Raw genomic sequence first — 25,791 nt, forward strand, 5'->3', positions numbered from 1 at the left:
TAATGGCTTATACCCTTACCCCTGTAATCAAAATATCGTCTACTTGCTTGTGTTGGTGTTGTTGCCAGTCCGCCAGCTGTTGCTCCAGTATTTGTTGTTGCTGGAGCATAGGCTTTTGGTGAATAGAATACAACAATTCTCTGAAACGTCGCGACATGAATTTCCTGCCTTCTGCTCCACCAAATTGGTCTTGGTAACCGTCTGAGTACATATAAAGCGTAGTGGGGGAGGCTATGTCTATAGTGTGGCAGGTGTAGCGATGTTCTTTTTTGAGCCGGGCACCCCCTACAGGTATTTTATCCCCCTTGATTACCCGCATCTCACTATTTTGCACATATACCAAAGGGTTTTGTGCTCCGCTAAATCGCATTGTTTGGGTGTGTGGGTCCACGGTTACAATTGTCAGGTCCATACCATCCCGGTTACCTGTTTCTTTTTGTTTGAGTACCCGGCGAATGCCCAAGTCGAGCTCCTGAAGTATCAGGTCGGGTTGGTACTCTTTTCGTTGGTACACAATTTCGGTCAACAACTCATTGCCTATCATACTCATAAACCCACCCGGTACCCCGTGCCCGGTACAATCGGCCGCTGCCAGAATAAGTAATGGCTGGCGTTGATGAGTTTCTACACGGGTAAACCAATAAAAATCACCGCTTACCGTGTCTCTGGGTTTGTACAACACAAAACAATCGGCAAAATTTTCTTTAATTTCCTGAATATCCGGCAGCATTGCCTGCTGTATTTTTTGTGCATAATTGATACTGGAGGTAATTTGTATGTGCTGATCTTCAATGGCTGTTTTTTGTTCGTCCAGCAAATCTCGTTGCGCGGTAATTTCTTCGTTTTGAGTGATTAATTCAGCGTTTTTCTCGGCAATTTCACGGGTTCTTAGCTTTACCTTATCCTCCAGGTCTTCATTGATTTGTTTTTGCACCTTGAGGGTTTCCCGGTGCGCCTCGTCTCGCTCTTGAGTAAGCACTTTTAGTTTGTCGGCAAGGGCTACCGAAAGCAAAATAGCCTCCAAAGCAGAACCAATGGCGGCGGTGTGGCTGGTAAAGAAATTGGTAGGCAATACCCCAAAGTTTTTGAGTATGAGTATAATGGCACCCAACACAAAGGTAAACCAAGCAATACAAAAGTACCGGGCAGGCCTGTAGTTTTCAAGCAACCTGATTACCCCAGCGGCAAGCATGAGTATCAGACTGATGACCGAAATCAATGCACTTATTTTGAGCGCAATCTGATAGGGCAGTAAGAGAATGACGACAAAACTAAGGTTGGCGTATTTGGCAATATTTAAAACCTTATGTAGCCATTTTGCTTGCGATGTTTGTGTGAGCAAAAAGCCTTGCGTGAAAGCTACGCTGGCAAAGGTAGACAACAGCATCAGAAACGGCATACAGTGATTAGTCCACCATACAGCATTGGGCCACAGGTATTGGTAAGCCAAGCCCTGCAACGACAATTGAATAAGCCCAAAACAGCCTACATATACAATATAATAAGCATAACTAATGCTTTTGAGGCTCATTGCCACAAACATATTGTATAAAATAACGGCTAGTATAATGCCTACATATCCTCCCCAAAAATAAAGTTCATTGTTGGTATTTTCGGCAAATGCTACGGGTTGCCAGGCAGTAAGCAGTATTTGCATAGAGGTTTGAGACTGCAAACGAAAAAAATAGGTGTATTGGGTGTGGGCAGGTATAAGGGTAGGAAAAACGTTTTTTCTGTATTTTACCAGCCGTTGTTCAAAGGGGTATTTCGAACCACCTTTTGCCTTGAATATCACTTGTTGGTTTTGGTCAACCACAAACAAGTCGATGTAATGGGTAATGGGGTAACCATTCTCTATCATCCACTGAACAGGCTTGTCGTCTGGATTGTATAAATTGAGCCTGACCCAGTAAGTGGTATTGGTTAAACCAAAATTGGGTTGGGGGTTGGTATTAATGGTAAAGTGAGCCTTGCCCGCAAGTAGGTCTTGTAATGAGTAGGTGCCAGTGCTGTCAGCAAATATTCCAATGTGTTGGCTCAACGTGTACTGGTTTTGGGCAGGGTTCAACGAAAGCCTAAGTTGTGCCTGTACATCACCACAAGAAACAAACAAGAGTAATAGTAAGAAGTGTTGCTTCATTATTTTGCGTATTGTATAAGTGGTTGTTAACAAAGCACAGGTAGAATGACTCACTGATTTTAGTTGTATGAAATTTTTGTCATAGCGCATAGTAAAAACTGGATGTCTTTTGGTGAGAATGGTACTGTCTACACACAAAAAAATAGCCAGACTCAAGTGATTTATCAGCTGAAAAAGCCATCGGCTAGAGTTAAGCAAATGTTTTTTTGAGCAAAATTAACCAAAGTTTTAACTTTTGCAGTCTTGCAGGCAGGTTTATGTTCTTGTAAGTAAGATTTTTGCCCAAAAACTTAAAAAGCCACTTGCTTGATGGAAGGGCGGCAACGGATATTTAGTCAAATGCGTGCTTATTGGTAAGTTCTATTATAAAATCAATGATTCGAGTATTGGTGAGCCTTTATGCTGAGCTCACCAAAGGCAATGTATGAACGCCCACAAACTAAAGCCTACCGTTACTCGATGATTAAAAAACAAGCATGAGGAGTTTGAAGTACTAATCGGGAAGTGAGCACACAACCCTTTGAAGGCAAGCCTGGAGTTGAATAAACGGAAATAGTCTAAATAAAGCTTAAGTTTGCTTTAATAGGTTAGGTGGGTACACAGTTCGGTTATTATCAAAACAAGTACCCTCCTGATATAAAGCAAATGGTTTGAAGAACGTTTTCAAAGTTGTGCTATCAGGCTATCATGTAAAAAAATGAAAAGGTGGAATAATATTGTCTGAAGGCAATGATGAAATACGGTGATTTATTTGATTTGTAAACTCTTGGGGAGTGTCTAAGTGCAAATATAAAGTGCGATAAGAGCGCCTAAACCCGTATAGTGTAACCAGTTCACCTTGTGTGCGTAGCCGAATCATTACATTGGGTTTTTCCATTTCGCCCAACGGCGACAAACTCCTTGCTTCATCGTTGTAGGTTATTTTGTGGGTCTGAGGCAGTGTTTGTACGGCTGCTATTTCAGCCAATGCAATGGTGGTTTCTGATAAGATACCATAATGTAGCCTGAGTTCATCTGGGCAAATAACCGTTGGACGTTTGCTCAATGACCGGGCGAAGCCTATCAACTGTAGCAATGAATAAATACCAAGCCCGGTAAGTATCCAGGCAGCCACCAGGCTCCATTGCTCCAGCAAAATATGTAAAATAAATGTTTCTACGATGAGCATAAACACAAAGACCCCCAACAGCAATACGGTGCCGCTTTTGCGGTGATAACTAAACTCATTGGACTTAAGAGGGCGCTTTTTCCAGGCAATAAAACCATAATAAATCACCCCAAACTCTACTGCGATTATTTCGCTTGCCCTGGGAGGAAACAAGATTGTCAAAGCTTCTTTCAATGCGGTGAAAAAATCGTAAGAGGTTGCTACGTTTTGTTTATAACGCTTGCTTACTTTTCTTATTTTATATACCACAACCCCCAATACTACAAGCTCTACCACAGGCAATACAAAGTGTTTGATCATTTGCAAGTGTTGTTGTTGATGAACAGGCAACATATAGGTAGCCAATAGCAACATTAACCCAAAAAAAGGGACTACGGTAGTAGTAGGTATTGGGCTTTGCCTAATGAGTAAAAAATAAATAAAAGGAGCAATCAACACCAAATCATAAGTAATGCCCGTGGCCAGGGTTTGGTGCAAGGCAAGCCACGGTGTGTTAGACAAAACCAATGCAACTGCCAGAACAAGGCATAATAAACTGGTGAGTAAAACAGCCCTGAAGTGTGTAGATAATACCATGATGTGCTACAGTTTATAATAATGAATAAGGGCAAATAAAAAGAGGGCTTGCCTGATAAGCGACTCATTGGAAGCAGTGAGACATTGTTTAGAGGGGAGTAGTTGTAAATTAGAGCGTTATTTATTGGTGTTTATCTTGGTTTATTGGACTGAGACGTTACTTTTTGTCTGAATTGACTGGGAGTAAGCCCCGTTTGTTGTTTAAATATCCGGTTAAATGTAGCTTTGGAGTTAAACCCCGAATCATAGGCAAGCGCTAGTAAAGTGAAGTGTGGGCATCGCCATTTTTACCCTTTCCTTGAATGCATCTACTCTAAAGCTATTGATGTATTCGTAAAAATTGGTGCCCATTTCTTTGTTGATCAGCTCTGACAACCGCTTATCACTTAAGCCCATTTTTTGAGCCACCTTATACAAAGATACGTCTTCGTTTTTATACAATGCTTCTTGCAAAATAAGGTTGTGCAACTGTTGTTGAAGCTTCGTTGATGTGGCGTTGTTTTTAGCTTTAACTGAAGTAGGCTTTTGAGGCAATTTCTGGGGAGCAGGCAATGTAGACATTTCGCTTAAAAATACCTGGGTTTGTTGCAGACCAAAATAACCAATATACCAGATAAGCCCCACCAAATACAAGGCATTGATATAAATAAGTTGCCCAAGCCAGGGGAAAACCGCCACCAGTCCTCCAGTCAGCGCATCGAGTACTACAAAAAGAATCAGTCCTTTGACCCAGAGATTCAACCAGCGCAAATCTACTTTAGAGAGTGTAGAGTAGTTGTGTTTGACCAATAACTGAAAACGTTTAAGCAACTGAGCACAGCGGTAAACATAGTAGCTCATCAACAGGATACCTGCAATAGGTACCAATACAATGGCGTGGTATTGACCACCCATTCTGGGTGAGGTATAAAGCCACCAACCTAATGGCAAACTTAAACAGGTGAAAACAATAAGAAAAGGCAACATGTGCCGCCAGAATGTATTGCCCAGTGGAAGCCGGGGCTGATAGGTGAGTTTGATGTAAAAGTAGAGCAAAGGTCCTAGGGCATAAGGTATGGCAAGCCCTATAGGCAGCAAAACTGCCCAAACCTTAACCGATGCCAATGGCACTGTTACATACAAAAGCACAACGAATAAAAAACTAAGTAGAATACCTGCCAGTATTTGTTGAGCACGTTGTTTGCGCCAGGTTTTGCTTAGCAAAAGCAACAAAAACAGCACAATACTTACCCCTGAATAGGCGCAAAAAAGCAAGAAATGAGTGAGTAGGTGGGGCATAGGTACAAACCATAAGTATTGATTACCAAAGTAAGCGAATTATTCAGAAGTCAACATAATTCCTGACAGGTTTTTGTTAAAACCTACACGCCTAACAACTTTCCCCAAAAACCCCTATCTTTGCGCCACCAAACAACGCCTTTTATGAAACATACATTTGTAACAATGGGTTTATGGCTTACCCTCACCATTGCTTTGGTAGGCTGTAGCCCTCGCAATAACGCCAGCCGCGTAAGCAATTGTGCAGTCAAAATTACTCAAGGCATCTATGGTAGGGTGTTTTGGGTAGGTGGTAACCAAATGCCTGGTCCGGTGAAAAAAGGGAAAAGAAAAGAAAAAAACGCACCCGCTGGCAACCCGGTGGCGCGCGAGGTATGGGTATATCCACTGATGCAAACCAGCCAGTTGAATAAAAACGAGGGCTTGTACCAAAAACCTGCTACTGCACCTTTGGCAAAAACAACGGCAGACAAAGATGGTTGTTTTCAACTGCCTCTTGCTCCGGGTAAATACTCAATATTTACCCTTGAAAAAGACGGGCTGTTTGCCAATATATTTGACGGCAAGGGTAATGTGCACCCAGTAGAGGTGAAAAGTAACAATATTACCGAAGTTAACATAAACATTAATTATAAGGCGGCTTATTAAGGAACATGTTCAAAATAAGTGTCGAGATTGAGGTCATAAACTCAAGGCTGACTGAGGCACTTTTTGCGGGCAAGGCAACATCCGGGGGATGTTGAGCCAGACCGTGAGACGGTACTACGGACAATAAAAGTAACGAAAGTCAGGAAAGAGGATATGTTCTAAACCGGACAGTTATTGCGATCACGTTCCTAAGCTTCAGGTAGCAAAACAGAAGCACTTACCGCTGTGGCCTGTCGACTGTACAACTGTCGACTATTTTTTATATAGATGAAGACAAAAGGAAACACATCAACAAAAGTAAATATAGTAACCCTGGGATGTTCTAAAAACCTGGTAGATTCGGAGAACATTCTGACTCAACTACGGGGCAATGACATAGCAGTGACCCACGAAGCCCAAAACGACGAGGCAAACGTAGTCATCGTAAATACTTGTGGGTTTATCGAAAACGCCAAACAAGAATCTATCGATACCATTTTGCAATACGCCGATGCCAAAGAGCAGGGTTTGATTGATAAATTATACGTCACTGGGTGCTTGTCGCAACGTTACAAAGACGATTTAGAAAAAGAAATCACTACGGTAGATGCCTTTTTTGGTACCCGTGATTTACCTTTATTACTCAAAAAATTTAAGGCAGATTACAAACACGAGTTGGTAGGTGAGCGCCTTACTACTACACCGCGTCATTATGCCTACATGAAGATAGCCGAAGGTTGTGACCGTCCCTGTTCGTTTTGTGCCATTCCTATTATGCGGGGCAAACACGTATCGCACCCCATGGAAGAGTTGGTAAAGTCGGCGCAAACGATGGCAAAAAATGGAACGAAAGAATTGATATTGATTGCTCAGGACTTGACCTATTATGGGTTAGACCTGTATAAAAAACGCAATCTTGCAGAGCTCATGGCACGCCTTGCCGATGTAGAAGGCATAGAGTGGATTCGTCTACAGTATGCTTACCCCGCAGGTTTCCCGTTAGATATTTTGGATGCCATCAAGCAATACCCCAATGTGTGTAACTATTTAGACATGCCCTTGCAGCACGGGTCGTCTAATGTATTGAAATTGATGCGCCGAGGCATTACCCGCGAAAAAACCGAGCAATTGATTGACACCATCCGTCAGAAGGTGCCCGAAATAGCTTTGAGAACTACCCTGATAGCCGGACACCCTGGCGAAACTGAAGCCGATTTTGAAGAAATGTATACTTTTGTAGAAAAATCAAGGTTTGACCGTTTGGGTATTTTTACCTACTCACACGAAGACAATACCCACTCGTTTACCATGAAAGACGATGTGCCCGAAGAGGTAAAAGAAGATCGTGCCGGACAGGTAATGGCATTGCAACAAGAGATTTCGGCCGAACTGAACCAACAAAAGGTAGGCAAAACCCTCAAAGTGATGATAGACCGCAAAGAAGGGGGGTATTTTATAGGGCGTACCGAGTCTGATTCGCCAGAAGTAGACAACGAAGTACTTATTTCTGCCGAAAATACTTATTTGCCTGTAGGCGAATTTGCTCCTATCAAAATTATCAATGCTACTGAGTTTGACTTGTACGGAGAATTGGTGCAGTAGTAGCATTGGCCGAATGCTTCAAACAACAAGGTTGGTATCACTTAATTGCCCGAAAACAGATGACTCAATTGCAGGCTTGGGTGAATAGCCTGCAGCTTTTTAAATAGCAAAACAATGAGAAAACTACAACAACTATTCATTTTCACATTACTTGCTGCTACACTGGCAGCTTGTGGTAGCCGTCAAGGTCTGAAAGGAAAAACGGCTCCTGCGTTTACTTTTGAAAACATAGAAGGCAAAAAACAAAGCCTTGCCGATTTTAAAGGCAAATATGTATTGCTTCATTTTTGGACTACCTCTTGCCGCTCGTGTCGCAAAGATTTTCCAAAAATAGAAGACTACTATAGCCAAATGAAGGGCAAAGACTTTGAACTGGTAGCCATCAATGTGGGCGAAAAACTGGAAGCCTCTAAAAAATTCAAAGAAAAATTTAGCTTAAGCTTTCCTATGCTGGGTGATGTACAGGCTGTAAGCGAACAAATTTATCAGGTAGATGCTTACCCTACCAATATATTTATTTCGCCCGAAGGTAAAGTGATTCGTACTATAGTAGGTCCTATTATCGACAAAAAACAAGTAGAGGTGATCATTCAGCAGCATAAGAAAGGGTAAACCTGTTGAAAAAGAATGCACTACTGTAAAATGGTTCTCTGCCCCTTTGGCAGGGAACCATCTAAACAATGAGCAAAGCGTTAACCAATTCAATAACTTAGAGAAATGAATCCAAAAAAGACCCGTTTCTTTCTTATTTTCATTGCAGTACAAGTAGTAGTGGTATTCGCGATGTTTGTGTACCCCTGGCAGGGGCAACGCAAGGCAAACTATGCCCAAAAACGAGCCGTGTTACAAAAGTTTAATCTCAGTGATTATTGCCTTTCTACCGAGTCGCGCCATACCCGCCATATCAACTTTCCTGAGCTGATTGCCCCTTTTCAGGATTTGGCTGGTTTTCACGATCATTTTCCTTCTTCTTCTTTTTTTAAGCCCCAGCGCAACCGTTTGCATACTCAACCGCGAAAAAAAGCCAATAAATAAAGCTTCGGCTACTTTTTTGTACATATCTTAAGCGTGCTATAGTCGTTACACCATTATACCACCCATAAATGTTGTAAAATCACCTGTTACTGTAGTATATGCTGAACAAGATTGAGTGGTAGCTTCGCCTGGTGTACGTAGCCCCGACAAGGTTCTAGGTACACCCTGTTTAACTGTGTTGAGCTCATCACAGCAAGCTGCTGTAGATTCGGTTCATAGGCAACTAACAAATTCATAGCATGTTTATTTTCAGTGGTTTATGAATTTATTAGTGAAAATTTTGTTGCATCATTAAGCGCAACCATTCAACCAATGTTTTTCGGTTAACCATGTTGTGACACGTATAGCCATTTGTTACCAAAACACCCATGAAAAAAATAGTATTCACTTTATTATTGGTATTTTACTTTACGGCAGGCGTTTGGGCGCAAAACCAACGCATAGACAGCCTGCAAACCGCCTTGAAAAGCGCTAAAGCCAATGCCAAAGTGGATATATTCAATGAGTTGTGTTGGGAACTAAGCAACTCTGCTCCCAAGAAAGCCCTCAGTACCGGGCGGCAAGCCCTTGATTTGGCACAAAGCCAACGCTACAGTAAAGGCGAAGCCACTGCCTTGAAAAACATTGGAGTGGTGTATCAGTATCAAGGCAACTACCCTCAGGCATTAGAGCATTACCTGAAATCGCTTACCATTTTCGAAAAACTAAAAAACGAGCCAGGCATCGCCAATGTGCTGAACAACATAGGCATTATATACCGCAATCAAGGCAACTACGACGAAGCCCTGAAGTACTATGAAAGAGTGCGTAAAATAGATGAAAAAAATCAGGACAAAACCGGGTTGGCGAGTGTACTCAACAACTTAGGGAGTATTTATTATCAACGCAACGACTACGACAAAGCACGTGAGTACTACAGCAAGTCGTTGGCCATAGAAAAAGAGCTGAACGACAGGGCAGGCATCGCCATTAGTTATAACAACCTCGGTTTGGTCGCTTTCGCGGAAAAGCAAATAAAAAAATCGCTGGAGTATCATTTCAAAGCACTTAAACTAGAAGAGCAGGCAGGTGACCGTACCAGTATGGCGGGTACCCTGGGCTACATAGCCGATGTATACCAACAAACTGATGAATTGAAAAAGGCTTTGAAGTATGCCTTGCAAGGTTTTGAACTGGCCGAAGAGGTAGAGTCACAGGCACTGGTGATGAATTTGAGCCAGTCGTTGATGGTTATTTATGAAGGCCTGAAACAGTACGACAAAGCGTATGAGTACCAAACCTATTATGTGTTTGCCAAAGATGAAGTTTTTAGCGAAGCCAACACCAAACGTTTGACAAACCTACAGGCAGCTTATGAACTGGAAAAAAAACAAGCGGAAATAGCTTTACTCAAGGCTAAAGATGCCCGCGACGAAGCCGAACGGGTGCTAAAGCAATCTATTGCAGTGGGAGTAATCATTGTATTAGTCATTGGTTTGGCATTTTTGTATACCCGTAGTCGCAGGCGCAAACGAGTCAATGCTATATTGCTAAAGCAACGCAACGATTTGAGAGAAAAGAACGAGGAGATTAATCAGCAGAAAGAAGAAATATTGACTCAGCGGGATGCGATTGAAGAACGCAATGAACAGATTTTACGCAAAAATCAAGACATAGAAAGTAGTATTCAATACGCCAAACGTATTCAGGAGGCTATTTTGCCCAACCGTGAAGAAATGAAGGAGGCATTGCCCCAACATTTTGTCTATTATCGCCCCCGTGATATTGTCAGTGGCGATTTTTACTGGTTTACCAAAACCGAACCCCAACCTTTGTATGCCGATTCTCCTGATTTTCAAGGCAATAAATTGCTACAGGGTTTCGAAAACGAAAAGTTAGTATTGGCAGCCGTAGATTGTACCGGGCACGGAGTACCAGGAGCATTTATGTCGGCAATTGGCGACTCATTGCTTAATCACATCGTTTTTGATCGTCGCCTGACCGAGCCAGCCGATATATTGAAGGCCATGCAAGAAGGAGTAAGAAAAGCCTTGCGTCAGGACGAAATTGCCAACCGTGATGGAATGGACATGGGGCTGATCGTAGTAGACATGGAAAAAAGAATTTGTAAATATGCCAGTGCCAAAAGCTGGTTATGGTTGTTTCAAAACGGAGAGCTGCAAGAGATCAAAGGCGATAATGTGGCTATAGGTGGTTGGCAACCCGATGCTGCCCATACTTTTACTACCCACACTTTTTCGTTGGATACTCCTACCACTATTTACATGGCTTCAGATGGTTACCAGGATCAGTTTGGAGGCGAAAAGGGTAAAAAGTTTATGCGGCGCAGGTTCAGAGAACTACTCAAAGAAATTCATCCGCTACCCATGGAGCAACAACACAAAATTATAGAACTCACCATTCAAGACTGGATGAACCACCTGACTCCAGAGGGCAATACCCACGCTCAGGTAGACGATATGCTGGTGGTGGGAGTGCATTTCCCATTGAACAAACAACGCAGGTCGTTTCGTGCCAAAGCCGATTTTTCAAAACATATATAGACCATTCAACCCTACAAAACTGATTTCTAACACGAGAGAGAATGACAAATGTAGGGTACACTTTGATGGTTGATTTCCCTCAGATTTTAAACCCAAACAACCACTACAGTCTCACCCCAATCACCGTAATATCATCCTTTTGTGCTGTTTCGCCCTGATGTAATTTAAGAGCTACCTCTAAACGTTCTCTTTGTTCAGGCAAGGGGTGTAAATAAATGTCTTGTAGTAATTTAATAAACTTTTTCTTGGTAAAACTCTTTCGTCGGGGGTTAGGAGCGTCAAAATAGCCATCAGATGCCAGGTACAAATGGTCGCCTGCCTGTAGTAAAATTTTGCGGTTTTTGAACGTAGCCACTTTACTTTGCTCATTCCCAATAGTAGTTCGCCCCCCTTTTAGTACTTCCATTTTGCCTTGGTGCGAATAAAACAAATCTTGTCCGGCACCTATAAACACCACCTCTATTTGCTGAGGGTTTTGATAAGTGATACGGCACAGGTTGAGCGCCATTCCATCAGTACTTTCGTTCGCACCTTGTTTCAGGTAATGCTTGATTTCTTTATGTAACATGCCCACTATGGCAGCTGGGTCAGTTACTTGGTTTATATTGATCAGTCGGTGGAGCAACTGGTCGCCCAGCATACCCATAAAAGCCCCTGGTACTCCTTGCTTGCCGCAGTCTGCCTCTGCCAAAAACAAATATTGACCTACTTGAGAAAACCAGTAAAAGTTACCTGAAACCAAGTCAACAGGTTTGAAAATAATAAATACACTTCGAAACTTTTCCTGCAGTGTGGCTTGGTTGGGTAGCATAGCTTTCTGAACCTTTTGCCCATAATGAATGCCCTCTGTCTGGTGTTTACCCTGTGTTTGTAGTGCTTCGGTTTGGTCGTTTAGCTGTTGTTCCAATTGTTGGTAACGCAGGGCATTGTCTAACGAAATGGCCATTTGCGGCGATAATGCGTTCAACACCTCTAAATGGTGTTTGGTAAAAGCCTGAGCTGTAAGGTTGTTTTCCAGGTAAAAAATTACCTTGATTTCGTTTTGGCGCATAATAGGCAAGCAAATCACCGATTTGGGTTGGGTAGTTTTGAGGTAAGTATCGTGGGCGTATTTTTTTGCCTGACGGACATCTTCAAACACTAAAGGTTGCGACGAACGTTTGACGTGGCGAACTACAGAAGAGGGCAACGCCTGGTATTTGTCTAATGACATCCCTTTGGGCAACATCTTTACCCGTTGTCGATTGCCGTCGAGCAATACCTTAAGTCGGTTGTTGGCACAATCAATCAGCACACCTTTTTGGGCACCCGTATTTTGAATCACAATTTCCAACATTTTTTTTAGCACATTGTCCAGTTTTGTTTCTTGTGTCAATGTTTGCAGTGCCTTGATGACAGATAAAAAATCTAGCGAAATAGTTTTCGAGCGAGAGACTGAACGGTGACGAATAGAGGTGCCTAAAAATGATGGGCTATGGCTGTTTGGCGGGGCTGCTTGCGGCAAATCATCAGAAAGGGCTAAATGCACCTGACCTGGTTGGGAAAGTGGCCATTGTGTAACTTTAGTACTTGCGCCCCATTGTGCATACAGTTCGTTGGCTTCCTGAAGAAATACCTTACCTATTTTTTCCCTTGACTGTGTCAGCCAATATGCCGCATATAGTTCATTGGCAAGTGCCCTGTGTACCAGGGCTTTGCTTTTTTTGCTGGCAGCCTCGACTGCACTTTCGTACAAATCGCTGACCACGCCCAACGGTTTTTTTTGGATGTGAGCCATTTCGGCAGCCACTAACAAATATTGGTATTCGTAGTTTTCTGGACAAGTGCTTGCCCATTGCCGTAGTTTAATCAAGTGCTGGTCAAGCTGTAGTGTAAAACCTGCCTGTTGGTCTGGCGATGCCCCAGTGTATAGTTTGCATAAGGTAAGCGCATAATAAAAATGGAACAAAGTCTGGTGGTATAACCCCTGCATACAGGTGGCATAAGGCTGGGCTTGTTGTGCCATGTCCAAGGCTTTATCATAAGCGCCATGCGTATAGTACACCAATAATTTACTAAAATAAAAGTAACCCAAGCCATTGCTGTCGTTGTAAGCCTTCAGCTCATGGAGACAAGCCGTTTCGTCAAAGTTTTCATTTGTCAGTGAGTGTAGATCAGAGGTGTTACCTTGCAAGTTTTGTATCACCTGTAGCAACAAGCCAAGCACTCTAGTAGCAGACTGATTGTTCACTTTTTTTACCCAAGGCAGCAAGGGCTGAAACAGTGAGTCTACCTCTTGTAAAGACAAATTGGAACAAAATGGTTGAAAGAAGTAACAAATAATATTGTATACACCATATACATCAGTTCCGCCTGCTGAATAGTGCTGACAGGCAATTTGGTGCAAAACTACATTGTGTGCTTTGTGTTTGGTCCAGTGTTGAACAAAACAAGTATAGAAAAAGTAAATGGCCCCTTTGGTCAAGTGATGAGGCATTTTTTTATTTAACACAAGGGCAAGGTTACCGTATTCGAGCCCCTCTTGGTATTGGGCAGGTTGTTTACAAAGCAGTAAAGCATAGGCCGCGTACCCAAACGATGACACAGGGTGGTTTCCCTCGTTTTGCGACAAAGTGACCATTTGCAGGACACTCCAGGCAAACCCTTCGGGCATAGTGTGCCAGGTAGATTGTGCCAACTTATATAAGATATTCAATTGAGCTATAGGGCTATTTGTGTCCATTTGGGCAGCATCTGACAAGTCGCTGATCTGGCGTTCGCCCAAAGATGCCCTCACCTGAGCAAACCCTTCATTTACAAGCTCTGGAGAAATGGTTTGCGGAAAATGGATGTTTAACAATGCCAATCCTTCGCGGGCTAGTGCTATAGCTTGCGGGTATTCCTGCACAGTAGTATGCCAGTGGATTGCCTCACTGTATACTTTGCCTATTTGCTGAGGGGTAATTGCTTTGCTTTGCAAAATCTGGTAGTCAGTCTGGGCACTTTCAAACAACCCCAAATAAGCAGCACAAAGCGCTTTGTGATTATATATAGAAAATAATAGGAGGTGGTGCTTTTTCCAGAATTTATCATGTGGTATTACTTCCAGTATTTTACTGAGCATGTCCAGCGCCGAATCGTACGCCAAAATACTCATTGCTTTTTCACTGGCAAGCAAATTAAGCGCAACGACCTGTTTTATTTCCTTTTGATTGTTGAGGAGGCTCCGCCCTTGATTGAAGTGATGTGTCGTCTTAAAAACAGAGGCAGTTGAAGCCTCTTCAGGTAAATTATTGAGCAATAAACGTCCAATTTTTAAGTGAGTGCTACTTTTGTTCTGGGCAGGTATGAGCGAGTAAACCACTTGTTGTACCTGGTGGCACAAAAACATAAACCAAACCTCTTGCGTAGGTGGGTAGGTGGACGGTTGTACCTGCAATGTCTGCCAGTGATGATCTAAAGGAACCACCAAGCCAGCCTCTACCGCTTGCCAAAGCGTGGCAAGGGCATGGGTAGGCGTACTTTGTTGAACCATCACCAAAGTATTTAGTTCAAACTGATGCCCCAGGCAAGACGCCAACTTAAGTATGCTTTGAGTAGGGGAAGCAAGCTGTTGTACCTTTTGTGTCAACAGTGCTACCACTTGGTTTGTGTGATGCTCAGCTTCAATTTTTTGTAAATCCCATTGCCATTTATTTTGCTTGGGTTGATGTAGCAGTAAGCCCTGATTGTGTATGGTTTGTAATAGTTGGTGGGTAAAAAATGCATTGCCTGCCGTTTTTTGATATACCAGATTGGCCAATGCATCAATATTGGCTGCAGGTAGTTGCAACCTATCGGCTAATAATGCCCGAACATGAGCAATTTCTAAATTGCCTGGTTGAACCTGATGAACCTGACCACCCTCGGTTTTTATGTCATGCACAGTGCGCAACAGTGGGTGAGCCAAGTCTACCTCCTGGTGGCGGTAAGCCCCAATAATAAGTAAATAATGTTGGCTACTGTCTGTAATGAGTGAATGCAGCAAACGAAGCGAAGCTGTGTCTGCCCACTGCAAATCATCTATAAAAATAACCAATGGGTGGGCTGGGCTACATATCACCTGCACCAGCGCCCGAAAAACTTTATTAAAACGGCGAACGCCTTCTTCTTCGCTTACTTCGGTTACCGGGGGCTGTTGCCCAATAATGCGCTCCAGCTCCGGAATAACCTCTACCAACACCTGACCGTTTTCGCCAATGGCTGCCATTATTTTTTTGCGCCATTGTTCCAGGTTCATTGCATTTTCGGTGAGCAGGTAGTGGGCAAATTGGGTAAATGCTTGTATGATAGCTGCATAAGGTATTGGGCGTTGATATTGATCATATTTGCCCGACAAAAAATGCCCTTTTTTAGCCGCCAGGGGGAGTTGTAGTTCAGCAACTAGCGCCGACTTACCCACTCCTGCATCGCCCGAAATCAATACCATAGCTACACTACCTTTGGCTGTTTCTTCTATATTATGCCACAATTGCTGTATTTCAGCGTGCCTGCCATACAACTTCTCAGTAACCTTGAGTTGCCCCGAAAAGTCGTGTTGCCCCAGTGCAAATGTCCCTGTCTTTTTGTTTGTTGCCAGGGTGGTCAAGCATTGCTTAAGGTCTGTTTGTAGCCCAAAAGCAGTTTGGTAACGGTTTTCAGGCAGTTTGCTCAATAACTTAAGTATAATATCAGACAATACCTGAGGAGTGTCGTGGCGTACTTCAATCAGAGGAAGAGGAGACACTGTGAGGTGTTGGTGTATGATCGCCTCCGGAGTTTTGGCAGCAAAAGGCAATTGTTGTGTAAGCAACTCATACAAGATCACCCCCAACGAATACAAGTCGGTGTGGTGGTCAACTGTTCGGTTTATTTTTCCGGTTTGTTCTGGTGAGAGGTAAGAAAGGGTGCTTTCTGGATGTTGGGAGGTGTTCAGATAGGGCATTTTAAATACAAACTTTGAGGCTAACTCAAAATCCATTACTTGTACCTGGTCATTGTTTGGGTTGACCATGATACTACCAGAGTGCAAGCTATGATGAATTACTTTTTTGTGGTGAATAAGTCCTATGGTATGGGCAATGTGGAGGGCTATTTGAAGAAACTGCCGGATAGAAAGGGGCTGTGCTAAGATCATGTCCTGAAGGCGCACACCCTCAAAGTGGGTCATGTAAATGGATTGTCGGTTTTCCAGCACTCCTTTTTTTAGTACTTTTGGCACTCCTTCTACATCAGTCAATTGTTGCAAAATCGTGCATTCATTGTCAAACCTGACCATTTCCTGCGAGGTAGGGTAAGGATTACGCAGCATTTTTATCATCACAGGTAATTGACGCTCGTGATTGTATTGGTGATAAACCAACGATTTATTGCCACTGTAGAGCAGGGTTTTATTGCTTTCGACTTTCATACAAGAAACCAAAATTTAAGCGTGAGAATAGGATGTTTTGGCAAAAGCTATAGCAATAAGATGTGGTGTAGGAAGTAGGTTGATAAAAGCTTGTAGTATTGATGATACATTGCAGCAATTTTGTTGCCTTTGTGTGCAAAATCCACAGAGATTTTTGTTCAATAATGAAGAATGTCGGTCAGCGATTGTTTAAGGTGGTTAACTTTTATTTGTTATGTCTGAGGAGGTGTTTTTTAGCTTGGTACCTAACAGTAGATTTGTGCAAAATAGTAAAATAAAGAGACTCCTGAACTTTTGATAAATTAGTGAAAAATTTCACCTTCAAACCCAAAAAACATGTTTCCCGAAAAAGTATGCCTTTTACTTAAAATTACCCGTGATACATCTTTCGATTATCAGCTGCCAATGAAAGAGTGGTTTACCCAGCATTACCCCGATTTTTTTGTCTATGACTTAGATAATTTTTCAGAAGCAATGGTCACAGACTACGCCCTAAAGCTACTCAACAACGCCCAAAAAATAGTGCTTATCCTACAAGCCGAACCAAACAGCCCTTTGGGAAGCATATTGAAGCTGATGCCCGTAGTAATGCGCCATAAACAAAAAGTAAAAGCAGTATTTCAGGGCGAACACAAAGCCATTCAGCAAATGCTTAAGCCCTTGAACGAGGTAGTATACAACCTGCCCGAAAAAGAGTTAGCAGCAGCTCTAGACTTATTGTAAGGGTGGGGTTTTGTGTTGTCTCATCGTTTTGTTTGAGGTAGTATGGCTAAAAACCCCAATTATTTGTAAATTTGAAAAGTGACTGCTTAAAGTATCACTTTAAAACCTTGAGGTGGTCTAAACTCCATTGTGCTGAGGCAAAACCCGTATACTAGTGTACTGGGGATTAAATAAATGCACTATTTATTCGAGGGTATTTTGTTTGCTGACGCACTTCAAAAAGTGCGCAGAGTTAGTTTACAATTCCGATGGCTATCGGAACCGTAGCTACGCAAACTTTTTTAAGTAAAGTCAGCGAGCTAAAGACTCCGAATAACCGAGCCTATTTCTAAATCCCGATTCATTTCATCGGGGCAGCTCTGCTGTGGCGAGCTCTGCGAAGCTAATGTGGTAGGAATTTAGTTTCCAGTGCACTAGTACTTTTAGAAGCAACAACAGGTGTAAGCTTTAAGCGACAAGTCCCTTTTGTTAGTTAAAACCTAGAGGATTAGCGAGATGTGTCATCAACATAATCTGTAAAAAATATATTGAATAAAAAATGTTACGAAACCTTATATATACCATTGCCTGCTTGTTGGTCTGTATTATCAACACACAAGCACAAATCACCTGGAGAGTGACCGTAAATACCAGCCAGTTGAACACCACCCAAGTAACCGAAAAGTCTATATTTAATAATCTGAAAGCAGATATTAATACTTTTTTGAATGGTCAACAGTGGTCGGAAGATGAGTTTGAAGAAGCTGAAAAAATAGAGTGTGATGTGCGAATCAATATTACCAACATGCTCAGCCAAAACAATTTTCAGGCAACCGCCCAACTCAGAGCAGTGCGCCCAGTGTTCAAAACTGACTACGAATCGGTATTGATCAATTATGTAGACCGCAACTTTCAGTTTACCTATACCCAGGCGCAACCCTTGCTTTACAACGACAACGCCTACAATAACAACCTTACCTCTATACTTGCTTTTTATGCCTATACTGTATTGGCAATGGACTATTTTAGTTTTAAGAAAAACGGAGGAAAGTTATACGCCGAACGCGCCCTGCAGGTAGTTAACAATGCCCAGGCAGCCTCTGAACCTGGCTGGCGCCCCAACCAAGACCGTCGTAACCGTTACTGGCTGTCAGAAAACCTCATGAGCCAACAAATGTTGGGTTTCCTGGAAGGCATCTACATTTATCACCGCCAAGGCTTAGACCGTTTTTTGTTTACGCCCGACAAGTCGCGTGAGAAAATATTTAAAGTCTTGAAAACAATGGAGCAAATAAATACTCTGAAGCCTTCAGCGATTCTTATGCGTAGTTTTATGGATGCCAAGTCGGATGAATTGATTAATATATTTATCCGTTCACCCAAAGAACAACGCCAACAAGTATACCGCATTTTGGTGAAAATTGACCCAAGTAAAACCCAGAGATACGCAAAGTTGATAGAATAGAGCAACTTCAGTAGGCAAACGATCAGTTGTAGCACTGGTTGTTTGCCCTTGATCTGTGTTAAACTAAGCAGAGAGTGAGTTTCTAAATCTTCCGAATCAAGTTGGAGACTCAGCCGTTCGGCTAATTTTAAAAAGCGCTTAAAAACATTGGTTAACCCTATAATTCCCTTGATTGCCCCATAAAAACTTAATATAAGAAATCAGCCCCACACTACCCTTATTTACAATTTTTCACTATCTTAACCTCTATTAATTCCCCTTGGTTCATATTACGTACAATGATGGATATATATGCAATCGGTTGGCTGTTGATGGTGATTTGTGGCGGATTTTTGGCAACTGCCTGGCAGTCACCCAACGATGAAAGTGATTTGCCCTTTTCAGGCATCGAAAACAGGCTTTTTACCTTGTTGATGGACGGAGAATTCGATAAATTATTCTTGATCTTAAAACAATTACTTACCGACACCCCCTGTGAGCCCATGATTTATACCTACCTGGGGCAGGCACATACCAATCTCAAAGACGAAATAGGAGAAGAAGACGCCCTTATGGAAATTTTGAACATTTGTGGCAACAAAGTACTGGAGGGATACTATCATTACAGCACTCATTTGTTAGGCGAAGGACGTTATGAAGATGCTTATGACCTTTTGTCGCAAGGCACGCACCTGTTTCACCGCGAGGCAAAACTACACTACTTGTATGGCATCGCATTGTACCACCTAGAGTGGGGCTATGAGGCGCTAGATGCCTTCAGCAGTGCTATTATACGAGATAGCCGACAACACGAATATTTCTTTTTTCGGGCTAAAACCAATGAGTTGTTGGAAGAATATGGCGATGCTTTGCGTGATTTTACTACCAGTATCATGGTTTGTGCCACTGGGGTGGGATATGCAGCGCGTGCCGACTTGTTGTTGTATAAAATGGACGCGCCTTACAAAGCCTTCAATGATTATGAACGTGCTACGGCACTAGGCAACCAGCATTGTCAAGAAGATTTGAAGCATTGCAAGGCAATTATTGGCAAAAATTACACTTCACTGTTTCGCAACTGGCAAAACCTACGACGCGACACAGCGATACGCCTGGGGCAGCAAGTCTTAAACCACTACCCCAACCCCTATATACAGCAAAGGGTAGAGCATATTCTTACCCAACTTCAGCAAGAAGAGTACGAAGAGCAAAAGTTTTGGGTAGAGTACCTGCCTCAAGGCAACGAAATATATGCCCAGGCAAAAAAAATGTTCTTAGCCCAAAACTATGCAGGTGCTTTTTGGTTACTTCATGAGCAAACTCCCTTTTTTAGAAAAAAACAACACCGCCCTTTTATTTATCATAAGATGTATGCGCTCATGGACGAGTGTGTTGATAAAGTAATGAAGTAAGGTGGTAACTGGAATGCTCAATTTTTGATCATTGAGTTGCTGTGATTGCTATTTTTATGAGAAAATTTACCAAAAAAACCAAAGATTTTGTCCAATCGGCTCTTTTTTTTGTTTAGAATATTAACTTTGCTTCCAGAACGGATAAGCAATGAGTAAATAAAGTCATGGGAAAAAGACAAATACGTATTTTTGAGAGTGATATTGACCCAAAGTTGCCCGAACTGGTGCAAAAAGAACTCAACCTGATTCTTAAGAATAACCTGACGCTTCGTGGCACAATTTATAAGTATGACGAATCAAAGTTATATTTGAAAGATACTATTCATCGCAAACACGTGATTGACAAATCAGCCGTTGCCGAAATAATTATAGACCATACTACTTTGTATTAAAGTAGTGGTTGAAACATGTACACACAAAAAAGACCATAAGCGGATCGTTGTACCGAATGCATTGAGATTATGCTGACGAACCTTTTGATTAAAAATTATGCCCTGATTGAGCAATTAATGGTAAAACCCCACCAATCGCTCAATATTATTACCGGAGAAACCGGTGCTGGTAAATCTATTTTACTGGGTGCCATTGGTATGTTAATGGGCAAGCGGGCAGACACTAAAACCTTACTGTATCATGACAGTAAGTGTATTATAGAAGGAGCTTTTCTGATAGGCTCTTACCAGCTTCATGGCTTGTTTGAAGAGCTGGACATAGACTATGAAGAAGAAACCACCATTCGTCGGGAGATAACCCCCAGTGGTAAATCGAGGGCTTTTATTAACGATACTCCTGTTAACCTTGATATATTGCGGCAGGTAGGGCGCCATTTGGTAGACATACACTCGCAACACGACAACTTACTCTTGAGCGATCATCTTTTCCAATTAAGAATAGTAGATGTATGTGCCGAAAACCAAGCGTTGATGAAGCGCTATACTGCTAAATACAAAGAGTATCGCACGGTTAAGAAAAAGCACGACCAACTGGTAGAAGAGTACAATCAGCACAAAAACGAGTTAGATTATAATAAGTTTTTGTACGATGAGTTGGCAAAAGCCAATTTGCAAGCTGGAGAGCAAGACAAGCTCGAAGGTGAACTAAAACTGCTGGAAAGCTCAGAAGACATCAAACTCAAGCTCAATGAAGCACTGGGTTTGCTGGGGAAAGTAGAAGAAACCGCCATTATAGATCAATTACGCACCGTGACCAACGCCTTGGGGCAAGTCGGTGACTTAAGCGACAAGTTGGGTGAGATTCACGAGCGTATGAATAGTGCCTTGATCGAACTGGAAGACCTAAACAATGAAATAGAACGCGAAGAAGAGGTAGTTGATCTCAACGAAGAACGCATAGAAGAGGTAAAAGAGCGGGTGAGTTTTATTTACCAAATGCAACAAAAGCATCAGGCAGTTTCTGTAGAAGAACTGCTGGAGATACAACATACTTTAGAAGAAAAAGTGCATAAGGTACTCAACTTTGACGAAGAAATTGAGGCATTAAGCACACAATTAGAGGTTGTTTATACTGCCTTGATGAAGGTAGGAGAGGAGCTGTCGGAAACCCGCCAGAAGGTAGCCCCCGTGATAGAGAAAGACCTCAAAAAGCTATTGGTAGAACTGGGAATGCCCAACGCAGTACTACAAATTGTGCTCAACAAAGTAACCCCTACTGTACATGGCATCGACGAAATCAGCTTTTTGTTCAGTGCCAATAAGGGTATTCCACCACAAGAAATAGCCAAGGTAGCATCAGGTGGTGAGTTTTCACGTTTGATGTTGGCTATCAAATACATCATGGCAAGTAAAACATCATTGCCTACCATTATTTTTGATGAGATAGATACAGGTATTTCGGGCGAAATAGCCCTGAAAATGGGTAATATGTTCAAAGAAATGGCACATGGACACCAAATCATTGCCATTAGTCACCTACATCAGATAGCGGCCAAAGGGAATCATCATTATTTTGTGTACAAAGACCATTCGGCAGAACGTTCGGTGAGTCGTATAAGGCAACTCGATGACCAAGAACGTGTCCAGGAAATAGCTCAAATGATTAGTGGCTCTACTCCTTCAGAAAGTGCGATACTAAGCGCCAAAGAGCTGTTAGAACTTTCATAAAAAAACTTAAAACCTTTGTTCGTTTGTGGGCAAAGGTTTTTTTTCAATTCCCCCAAAAAAATACTTGTCCATTTTTCGGTTGCCAGTTGCTTTAGGTATTCGGTACTTTGCAGCGTATTTATTTTAATAATTACCAAGACAAGTACAACAGGCAAGTGTAATGAGCGTACTATCAGCAAGCCAATCTTACTTGTAGCTAATTGCCTGCTGCTACTTATAACTCTCCGTTTTTATGCAAGTAACCGATCAACAACTCATTAACAAATACTACCGGGCATTGGTAGAGCGAAAGTCTGATTTTGCCGGAATATTTTATGTAGGTGTCAAAACAACCGACATATTTTGTATAGCCACTTGCAGAGCCCGCAAGCCCAAGCTCGAAAATGTAGTGTTTTATACTACATTTAAGGAAGCGTTAGACAATGGTTTTCGCCCCTGTAAAATTTGCAAACCTACCGAAAACGCCCATGCTGCTCCCCCTCAAGTAACTGTTGCCATTGCCTTAGTAAAAGAGAATCCCAAGCAAAAAGTGTCAGATGCTTTACTGCGCGAACAAGGCATTAGCCCTGAAGTGGTGCGTCGTTGGTTTAATAAAAATTATGGAATGACCTTTCAGGCGTATCAGCGCATGTATAGAGTAAATACTGCCTATCAAGAGCTTAAGAGTGGCAAAGCCGCTACTGCTGCTGCCTTTGACGCCGGGTACGAATCATTGAGTGGGTTTGGTTATACTTACAAGAAAATTTTGGGAAAATCGCCCCAAAAAAGTGTAAATAAATCGGTCATTTTAATCAGCCGACTCACTACCCCACTAGGTCCTATGTTTGTGGCGGCCACCAACCAGGGAATATGCCTGCTTGAATTTGTAGATCGCAAAATGTTGGAAACCGAATTGAAAGATTTGCAACGTTTGCTGCAAGCACAAATTATGGTAGGCGAAAACCAATACATTGAACAGGCAAAAGCCGAAGTAACAGCTTACTTTGAGGGCAAACTCCAGGTTTTTGAGGTGCCCTTAGATACCCCAGGCACCGACTTTCAGCAATTGGTATGGGGCGCATTGCAAAACGTTCCTTATGGCAAAACTGCCACTTATCAACAACAAGCCAAGCGAATAGATAATATACAGGCAGTAAGAGCAGTAGGCACTGCCAATGGTGCCAATCGGGTATCTATTATAGTGCCTTGTCATCGAGTAATTGGTAAAAACGGACAATTGACTGGATACGGAGGAGGGCTTGAACGCAAACGTTGGTTGTTAGACTTTGAGCGCAAACATTTGAACGAAAAGCTATGATACCAAACAAGTAATATGTGTTTTAAAGTAGCCGCAAAGGCAGAGTCTTCCGAACTTGATTCGGCGAATTTATAAACTCTTTAAGGCTCGGTTTATCTAATCGGGGTATTGACCAACAAGTTGTGATTGGAAAACTGTTTGCAACACCTGCACTCATTTTGAGCGTTGCAAACAGTTCAAAAATTAGTAAAATAGAAAAAACAAAATGATCCAAGAGATGGTATTCTATGGAACAGGTGAATTTTGCTGTTTTACTTAATACATTGTTGCCAGGGTTTGTTTATGTTCCAAGGCATATATCAACAAACTATTGTGCCCATTTAAGTTCAGTTTTCGGCACATCTGATACCGCCTATTCTCAATCGTTTTAGGGCTTTTAAACAATACTGAGGCTATCTCGTTGGTAGTTTTTTTCTCAGCAATCATTTGCAGTATTTTTATTTCCAACCGATTGAGCGAGTGCAGTTCATTGGTAGGTTTGTTGTGTGTTGTTATACTATTTTTTTGGCAAGCCCTACTTAAGAAAGTTTTGCCCTGTTGTAGTTTTCTGAGGCATTCTACCAATTCGTTTTCTTTGCCCTCCTTCATCAATAATCCATCAATATTCATTGCCAACAGTTGATTAAACTCGTGATCTTCTACTTCATTGGCAAAAACAATGATTTGGTGTTGTGGATTGTTTTGCTTGATAGTTCTGATAATGTCTATTGAGTTAGGAGTGTTTAAGTGAACAATAATTAAATATGGTTGTTTTGTTTTTAGTAAATAATGAACCTGTAAAAGCTCTTCCGCTTCTCTGGTAATTTCGTAGCCTGGCATTGCTTCAAACAATGCTTTGAACCCCTTTCGGGTTAAAAAGTTTGCATCAATTATCAAGGTTTTTGTGTTTTGTGTTTTTTTTGAAATTTGCATCATTTGCTTAGGGTTATTGTTAGGTTTTTTGTGTAATGGTGGTGTTGTAAAACGGAAGGTGTGCATTGCTTGCCCTCCTGTTTTACGGTCAGGACAAGGACTGTGAGAATATTTTTCATGGTATTTAATATATTGTAAGACCTTTTTATTTTCCTTAAAATTATTACTGATTTTAACGTGTCAAGGTTACGGTGAGCGAGGGTTAAATATGGGCAGAGGTGGATATTTTGTGCTGTCAAGTAAAAAAAGAGAGAGGAACGGTTGTGCAGAAAAAGGCTTGGCAAAAAAAAAGAGATGCGTGAAATATTCGCCATCTCTTTTGTGTTTACTTGTTAAATTAATTGATCATTATTTTCTTTTAATTACTTTCTTTTTTTCAATATCCATCATAAAAAATGGGCGATGAAAACCTCTGGTAATTCTTGGTCTTTTATCTGAATATGAGTATTTATTAAACGTGTCCATAACTTCTTCAATTTTTCAATATCCCTTACTAATCTTTATTATATTACAAAGTACTCATTTTTTCTTAAAAAAAGCAAGTTTTTATAGATTTTTGTAACCTTTTATAGATACTATCGTAGCATTCTTAAAAATACTGTAAAAATTGATAAATGAAGGTATATAAAGGGTTTAGGTATGATATTTCAACTTTTTATTTGGTATGAAGTGACTGTTACCTACGAGTGAATCAGGTGTTTTTTTACTGTTTCTGTTTTTTTTCAGAAATTTTTATAAAAGACATTTCCCAAAAAAAATACAATAAAAATCTCTTCCCAGAAGCAACCAATTCTTAGGGTGTGCTTGTAAGTAGTTTATAAATAACCGATTACATTAAACAAAAGAAACTATGGAGAGTAAGCGCCTTTTATTAATTATTTGCTTGTTATTGTCAGGGTTATATGCTTGTAGCAATCAAAACCAAGAAGATGACGTGGTACCTAGCCAACCCGATATTGCTATACCGCAAGGCCCAAGTTGCCCCAATAGCCCCTCGGTAATAGTGAAGTCTACCCAAAACACCGAATGTGGACAGAGCCAAGGAAAATTAGTGGTGGAAGGTTCAGGAGGGCAAGGTTCTTTGACTTACAGTATCAATGGGCAAAACTTTCAGACAGACACCGTATTTGCCGGACTGGCAGATGATACTTATACTGTAATAGTAAAAGATTCGATAGGCTGTACCAATACTGTAAATGCCAGCATAGGAACAAACTCTGATGTGAGCCTTATCACAGATGTTGAGCCTATTATACGAACCAACTGTGCTATATCACAATGCCATGTATCTGGAGGCAGAAGTCCTAACCTGACAACCAAAGCCAGTATTTTGAACAATGCTGCCAGCATTAAAAGCGAAGTAGTGAGTGGCTCGATGCCGAGGGGCAGCACCTTATCTAAGTCTGAGATAGATCAGATTCGTTGTTGGGTAAACGATGGGGCTAAAGATAACTAATAGTTGGGTTGAAAGCTTCAACAGGGGGTAAGCTTTAAGCGACAAGCTTCAAGTCCTTACCAATGAATCGGG

17 protein-coding genes and 1 pseudogene are annotated in these 25,791 nt (G+C 41.7%); 12 read left to right on the forward strand and 6 right to left on the reverse strand.

Features of this window, described 5'->3' with window-relative positions; genetic code table 11:
- Positions 1 to 7: 7 nt before the first annotated feature.
- The 4 genes and pseudogenes from M23134_RS15680 to M23134_RS15690 form a co-directional block, all read right to left on the reverse strand.
- A complete protein-coding gene (locus M23134_RS15680) occupies positions 8 to 2,140 on the reverse strand; it encodes a 7TM diverse intracellular signaling domain-containing protein (protein WP_198145031.1) in 2,133 nt (710 codons plus the stop codon).
- Positions 2,141 to 2,825: 685 nt separating this feature from the next.
- Positions 2,826 to 3,884, reverse strand: coding sequence for a hypothetical protein (locus M23134_RS15685; RefSeq protein ID WP_002697817.1), 1,059 nt, complete (start codon positions 3,882 to 3,884; stop codon positions 2,826 to 2,828).
- A gap of 131 nt (positions 3,885 to 4,015) precedes the next feature.
- A pseudogene (locus M23134_RS42735) lies at positions 4,016 to 4,105 on the reverse strand (AraC family transcriptional regulator); the annotation flags it as partial.
- Positions 4,106 to 4,127: 22 nt separating this feature from the next.
- Complete coding sequence (locus M23134_RS15690; protein WP_002697818.1) at positions 4,128 to 5,162, reverse strand: helix-turn-helix domain-containing protein; 1,035 nt, start codon at positions 5,160 to 5,162, stop codon at positions 4,128 to 4,130.
- 144 nt (positions 5,163 to 5,306) lie between these two features.
- Between M23134_RS15690 and M23134_RS15695 the strand changes: the two genes are divergently transcribed.
- From M23134_RS15695 to M23134_RS15715, 5 genes are all read left to right on the forward strand, one after another.
- A complete protein-coding gene (locus M23134_RS15695) occupies positions 5,307 to 5,810 on the forward strand; it encodes a hypothetical protein (protein ID WP_053337314.1) in 504 nt (167 codons plus the stop codon).
- A 267-nt stretch (positions 5,811 to 6,077) separates the two neighbouring features.
- Positions 6,078 to 7,391: a 30S ribosomal protein S12 methylthiotransferase RimO gene (rimO, locus tag M23134_RS15700; protein WP_002697821.1), complete on the forward strand. Its 1,314-nt coding sequence runs from the start codon at positions 6,078 to 6,080 to the stop codon at positions 7,389 to 7,391.
- Positions 7,392 to 7,505: 114 nt separating this feature from the next.
- Positions 7,506 to 8,003, forward strand: coding sequence for a TlpA family protein disulfide reductase (locus M23134_RS15705; protein WP_002697823.1), 498 nt, complete (start codon positions 7,506 to 7,508; stop codon positions 8,001 to 8,003).
- 105 nt (positions 8,004 to 8,108) lie between these two features.
- Positions 8,109 to 8,426, forward strand: coding sequence for a hypothetical protein (locus M23134_RS15710; RefSeq protein WP_045113683.1), 318 nt, complete (start codon positions 8,109 to 8,111; stop codon positions 8,424 to 8,426).
- Between the two features lie 368 nt (positions 8,427 to 8,794).
- A complete protein-coding gene (locus M23134_RS15715; protein ID WP_002697827.1) occupies positions 8,795 to 10,969 on the forward strand; it encodes a tetratricopeptide repeat protein in 2,175 nt (724 codons plus the stop codon).
- Positions 10,970 to 11,072: 103 nt separating this feature from the next.
- Here M23134_RS15715 and M23134_RS15720 read toward each other — a convergent pair whose 3' ends face one another.
- Positions 11,073 to 16,376, reverse strand: a complete 5,304-nt coding sequence (locus tag M23134_RS15720; protein WP_002697828.1) for a trifunctional serine/threonine-protein kinase/ATP-binding protein/SpoIIE family protein phosphatase — start codon at positions 16,374 to 16,376, stop codon at positions 11,073 to 11,075.
- Between the two features lie 336 nt (positions 16,377 to 16,712).
- Here M23134_RS15720 and M23134_RS15725 point away from each other — a divergent pair, with 336 nt between their 5' ends.
- The 6 genes from M23134_RS15725 to M23134_RS15750 all read left to right on the forward strand — a co-directional run bounded on the left by M23134_RS15725 (position 16,713) and on the right by M23134_RS15750 (position 23,351).
- Complete coding sequence (locus M23134_RS15725; RefSeq protein WP_002697829.1) at positions 16,713 to 17,099, forward strand: hypothetical protein; 387 nt, start codon at positions 16,713 to 16,715, stop codon at positions 17,097 to 17,099.
- 538 nt (positions 17,100 to 17,637) lie between these two features.
- On the forward strand, positions 17,638 to 18,543 hold the full coding sequence (gene porD / locus M23134_RS15730) for a type IX secretion system protein PorD (protein WP_002697830.1): 906 nt from the start codon (positions 17,638 to 17,640) through the stop codon (positions 18,541 to 18,543).
- A 278-nt stretch (positions 18,544 to 18,821) separates the two neighbouring features.
- Positions 18,822 to 19,934, forward strand: a complete 1,113-nt coding sequence (locus tag M23134_RS15735; RefSeq protein ID WP_045113684.1) for a hypothetical protein — start codon at positions 18,822 to 18,824, stop codon at positions 19,932 to 19,934.
- Between the two features lie 164 nt (positions 19,935 to 20,098).
- Positions 20,099 to 20,326: a hypothetical protein gene (locus tag M23134_RS15740; protein ID WP_002697832.1), complete on the forward strand. Its 228-nt coding sequence runs from the start codon at positions 20,099 to 20,101 to the stop codon at positions 20,324 to 20,326.
- A 69-nt stretch (positions 20,327 to 20,395) separates the two neighbouring features.
- A complete protein-coding gene (gene recN, locus M23134_RS15745) occupies positions 20,396 to 22,054 on the forward strand; it encodes a DNA repair protein RecN (protein WP_002697833.1) in 1,659 nt (552 codons plus the stop codon).
- 232 nt (positions 22,055 to 22,286) lie between these two features.
- Positions 22,287 to 23,351, forward strand: a complete 1,065-nt coding sequence (locus M23134_RS15750; RefSeq protein ID WP_002697834.1) for a bifunctional transcriptional activator/DNA repair enzyme AdaA — start codon at positions 22,287 to 22,289, stop codon at positions 23,349 to 23,351.
- Between the two features lie 255 nt (positions 23,352 to 23,606).
- On the opposite strand, the gene M23134_RS15755 is transcribed toward M23134_RS15750, so the two are convergent.
- Positions 23,607 to 24,266 carry a response regulator gene (locus M23134_RS15755; RefSeq protein WP_198145032.1) on the reverse strand — a complete coding sequence of 220 codons (660 nt, stop codon included), beginning with the start codon at positions 24,264 to 24,266 and terminating at the stop codon, positions 23,607 to 23,609.
- A gap of 847 nt (positions 24,267 to 25,113) precedes the next feature.
- Here M23134_RS15755 and M23134_RS38290 point away from each other — a divergent pair.
- Positions 25,114 to 25,719 (forward strand): hypothetical protein, encoded by a 606-nt coding sequence (locus tag M23134_RS38290; RefSeq protein WP_002697841.1) that lies wholly within the window; start codon positions 25,114 to 25,116, stop codon positions 25,717 to 25,719.
- Positions 25,720 to 25,791 lie beyond the last annotated feature (72 nt).

The sequence above is a fragment of the Microscilla marina ATCC 23134 genome (assembly GCF_000169175.1).
GTDB lineage: Bacteria > Bacteroidota > Bacteroidia > Cytophagales > Microscillaceae > Microscilla > Microscilla marina.

Coding starts and splice junctions, on each gene's coding strand:
- rimO (WP_002697821.1), top strand. CDS start 6,078: ATGAAGACAAAAGGAAACACATCAACAAAAGTAAATATAGTAACCCTG.
- M23134_RS15685 (WP_002697817.1), bottom strand. CDS start 3,884: ATGGTATTATCTACACACTTCAGGGCTGTTTTACTCACCAGTTTATTA.
- M23134_RS15680 (WP_198145031.1), bottom strand. CDS start 2,140: ATGAAGCAACACTTCTTACTATTACTCTTGTTTGTTTCTTGTGGTGAT.
- M23134_RS38290 (WP_002697841.1), top strand. CDS start 25,114: ATGGAGAGTAAGCGCCTTTTATTAATTATTTGCTTGTTATTGTCAGGG.
- M23134_RS15695 (WP_053337314.1), top strand. CDS start 5,307: ATGAAACATACATTTGTAACAATGGGTTTATGGCTTACCCTCACCATT.
- M23134_RS15735 (WP_045113684.1), top strand. CDS start 18,822: ATGATGGATATATATGCAATCGGTTGGCTGTTGATGGTGATTTGTGGC.
- M23134_RS15705 (WP_002697823.1), top strand. CDS start 7,506: ATGAGAAAACTACAACAACTATTCATTTTCACATTACTTGCTGCTACA.
- M23134_RS15755 (WP_198145032.1), bottom strand. CDS start 24,266: ATGATGCAAATTTCAAAAAAAACACAAAACACAAAAACCTTGATAATT.
- M23134_RS15715 (WP_002697827.1), top strand. CDS start 8,795: ATGAAAAAAATAGTATTCACTTTATTATTGGTATTTTACTTTACGGCA.
- porD (WP_002697830.1), top strand. CDS start 17,638: ATGTTACGAAACCTTATATATACCATTGCCTGCTTGTTGGTCTGTATT.
- M23134_RS15725 (WP_002697829.1), top strand. CDS start 16,713: ATGTTTCCCGAAAAAGTATGCCTTTTACTTAAAATTACCCGTGATACA.
- recN (WP_002697833.1), top strand. CDS start 20,396: ATGCTGACGAACCTTTTGATTAAAAATTATGCCCTGATTGAGCAATTA.
- M23134_RS15720 (WP_002697828.1), bottom strand. CDS start 16,376: ATGAAAGTCGAAAGCAATAAAACCCTGCTCTACAGTGGCAATAAATCG.
- M23134_RS15710 (WP_045113683.1), top strand. CDS start 8,109: ATGAATCCAAAAAAGACCCGTTTCTTTCTTATTTTCATTGCAGTACAA.
- M23134_RS15690 (WP_002697818.1), bottom strand. CDS start 5,162: ATGCCCCACCTACTCACTCATTTCTTGCTTTTTTGCGCCTATTCAGGG.
- M23134_RS15740 (WP_002697832.1), top strand. CDS start 20,099: ATGGGAAAAAGACAAATACGTATTTTTGAGAGTGATATTGACCCAAAG.
- M23134_RS15750 (WP_002697834.1), top strand. CDS start 22,287: ATGCAAGTAACCGATCAACAACTCATTAACAAATACTACCGGGCATTG.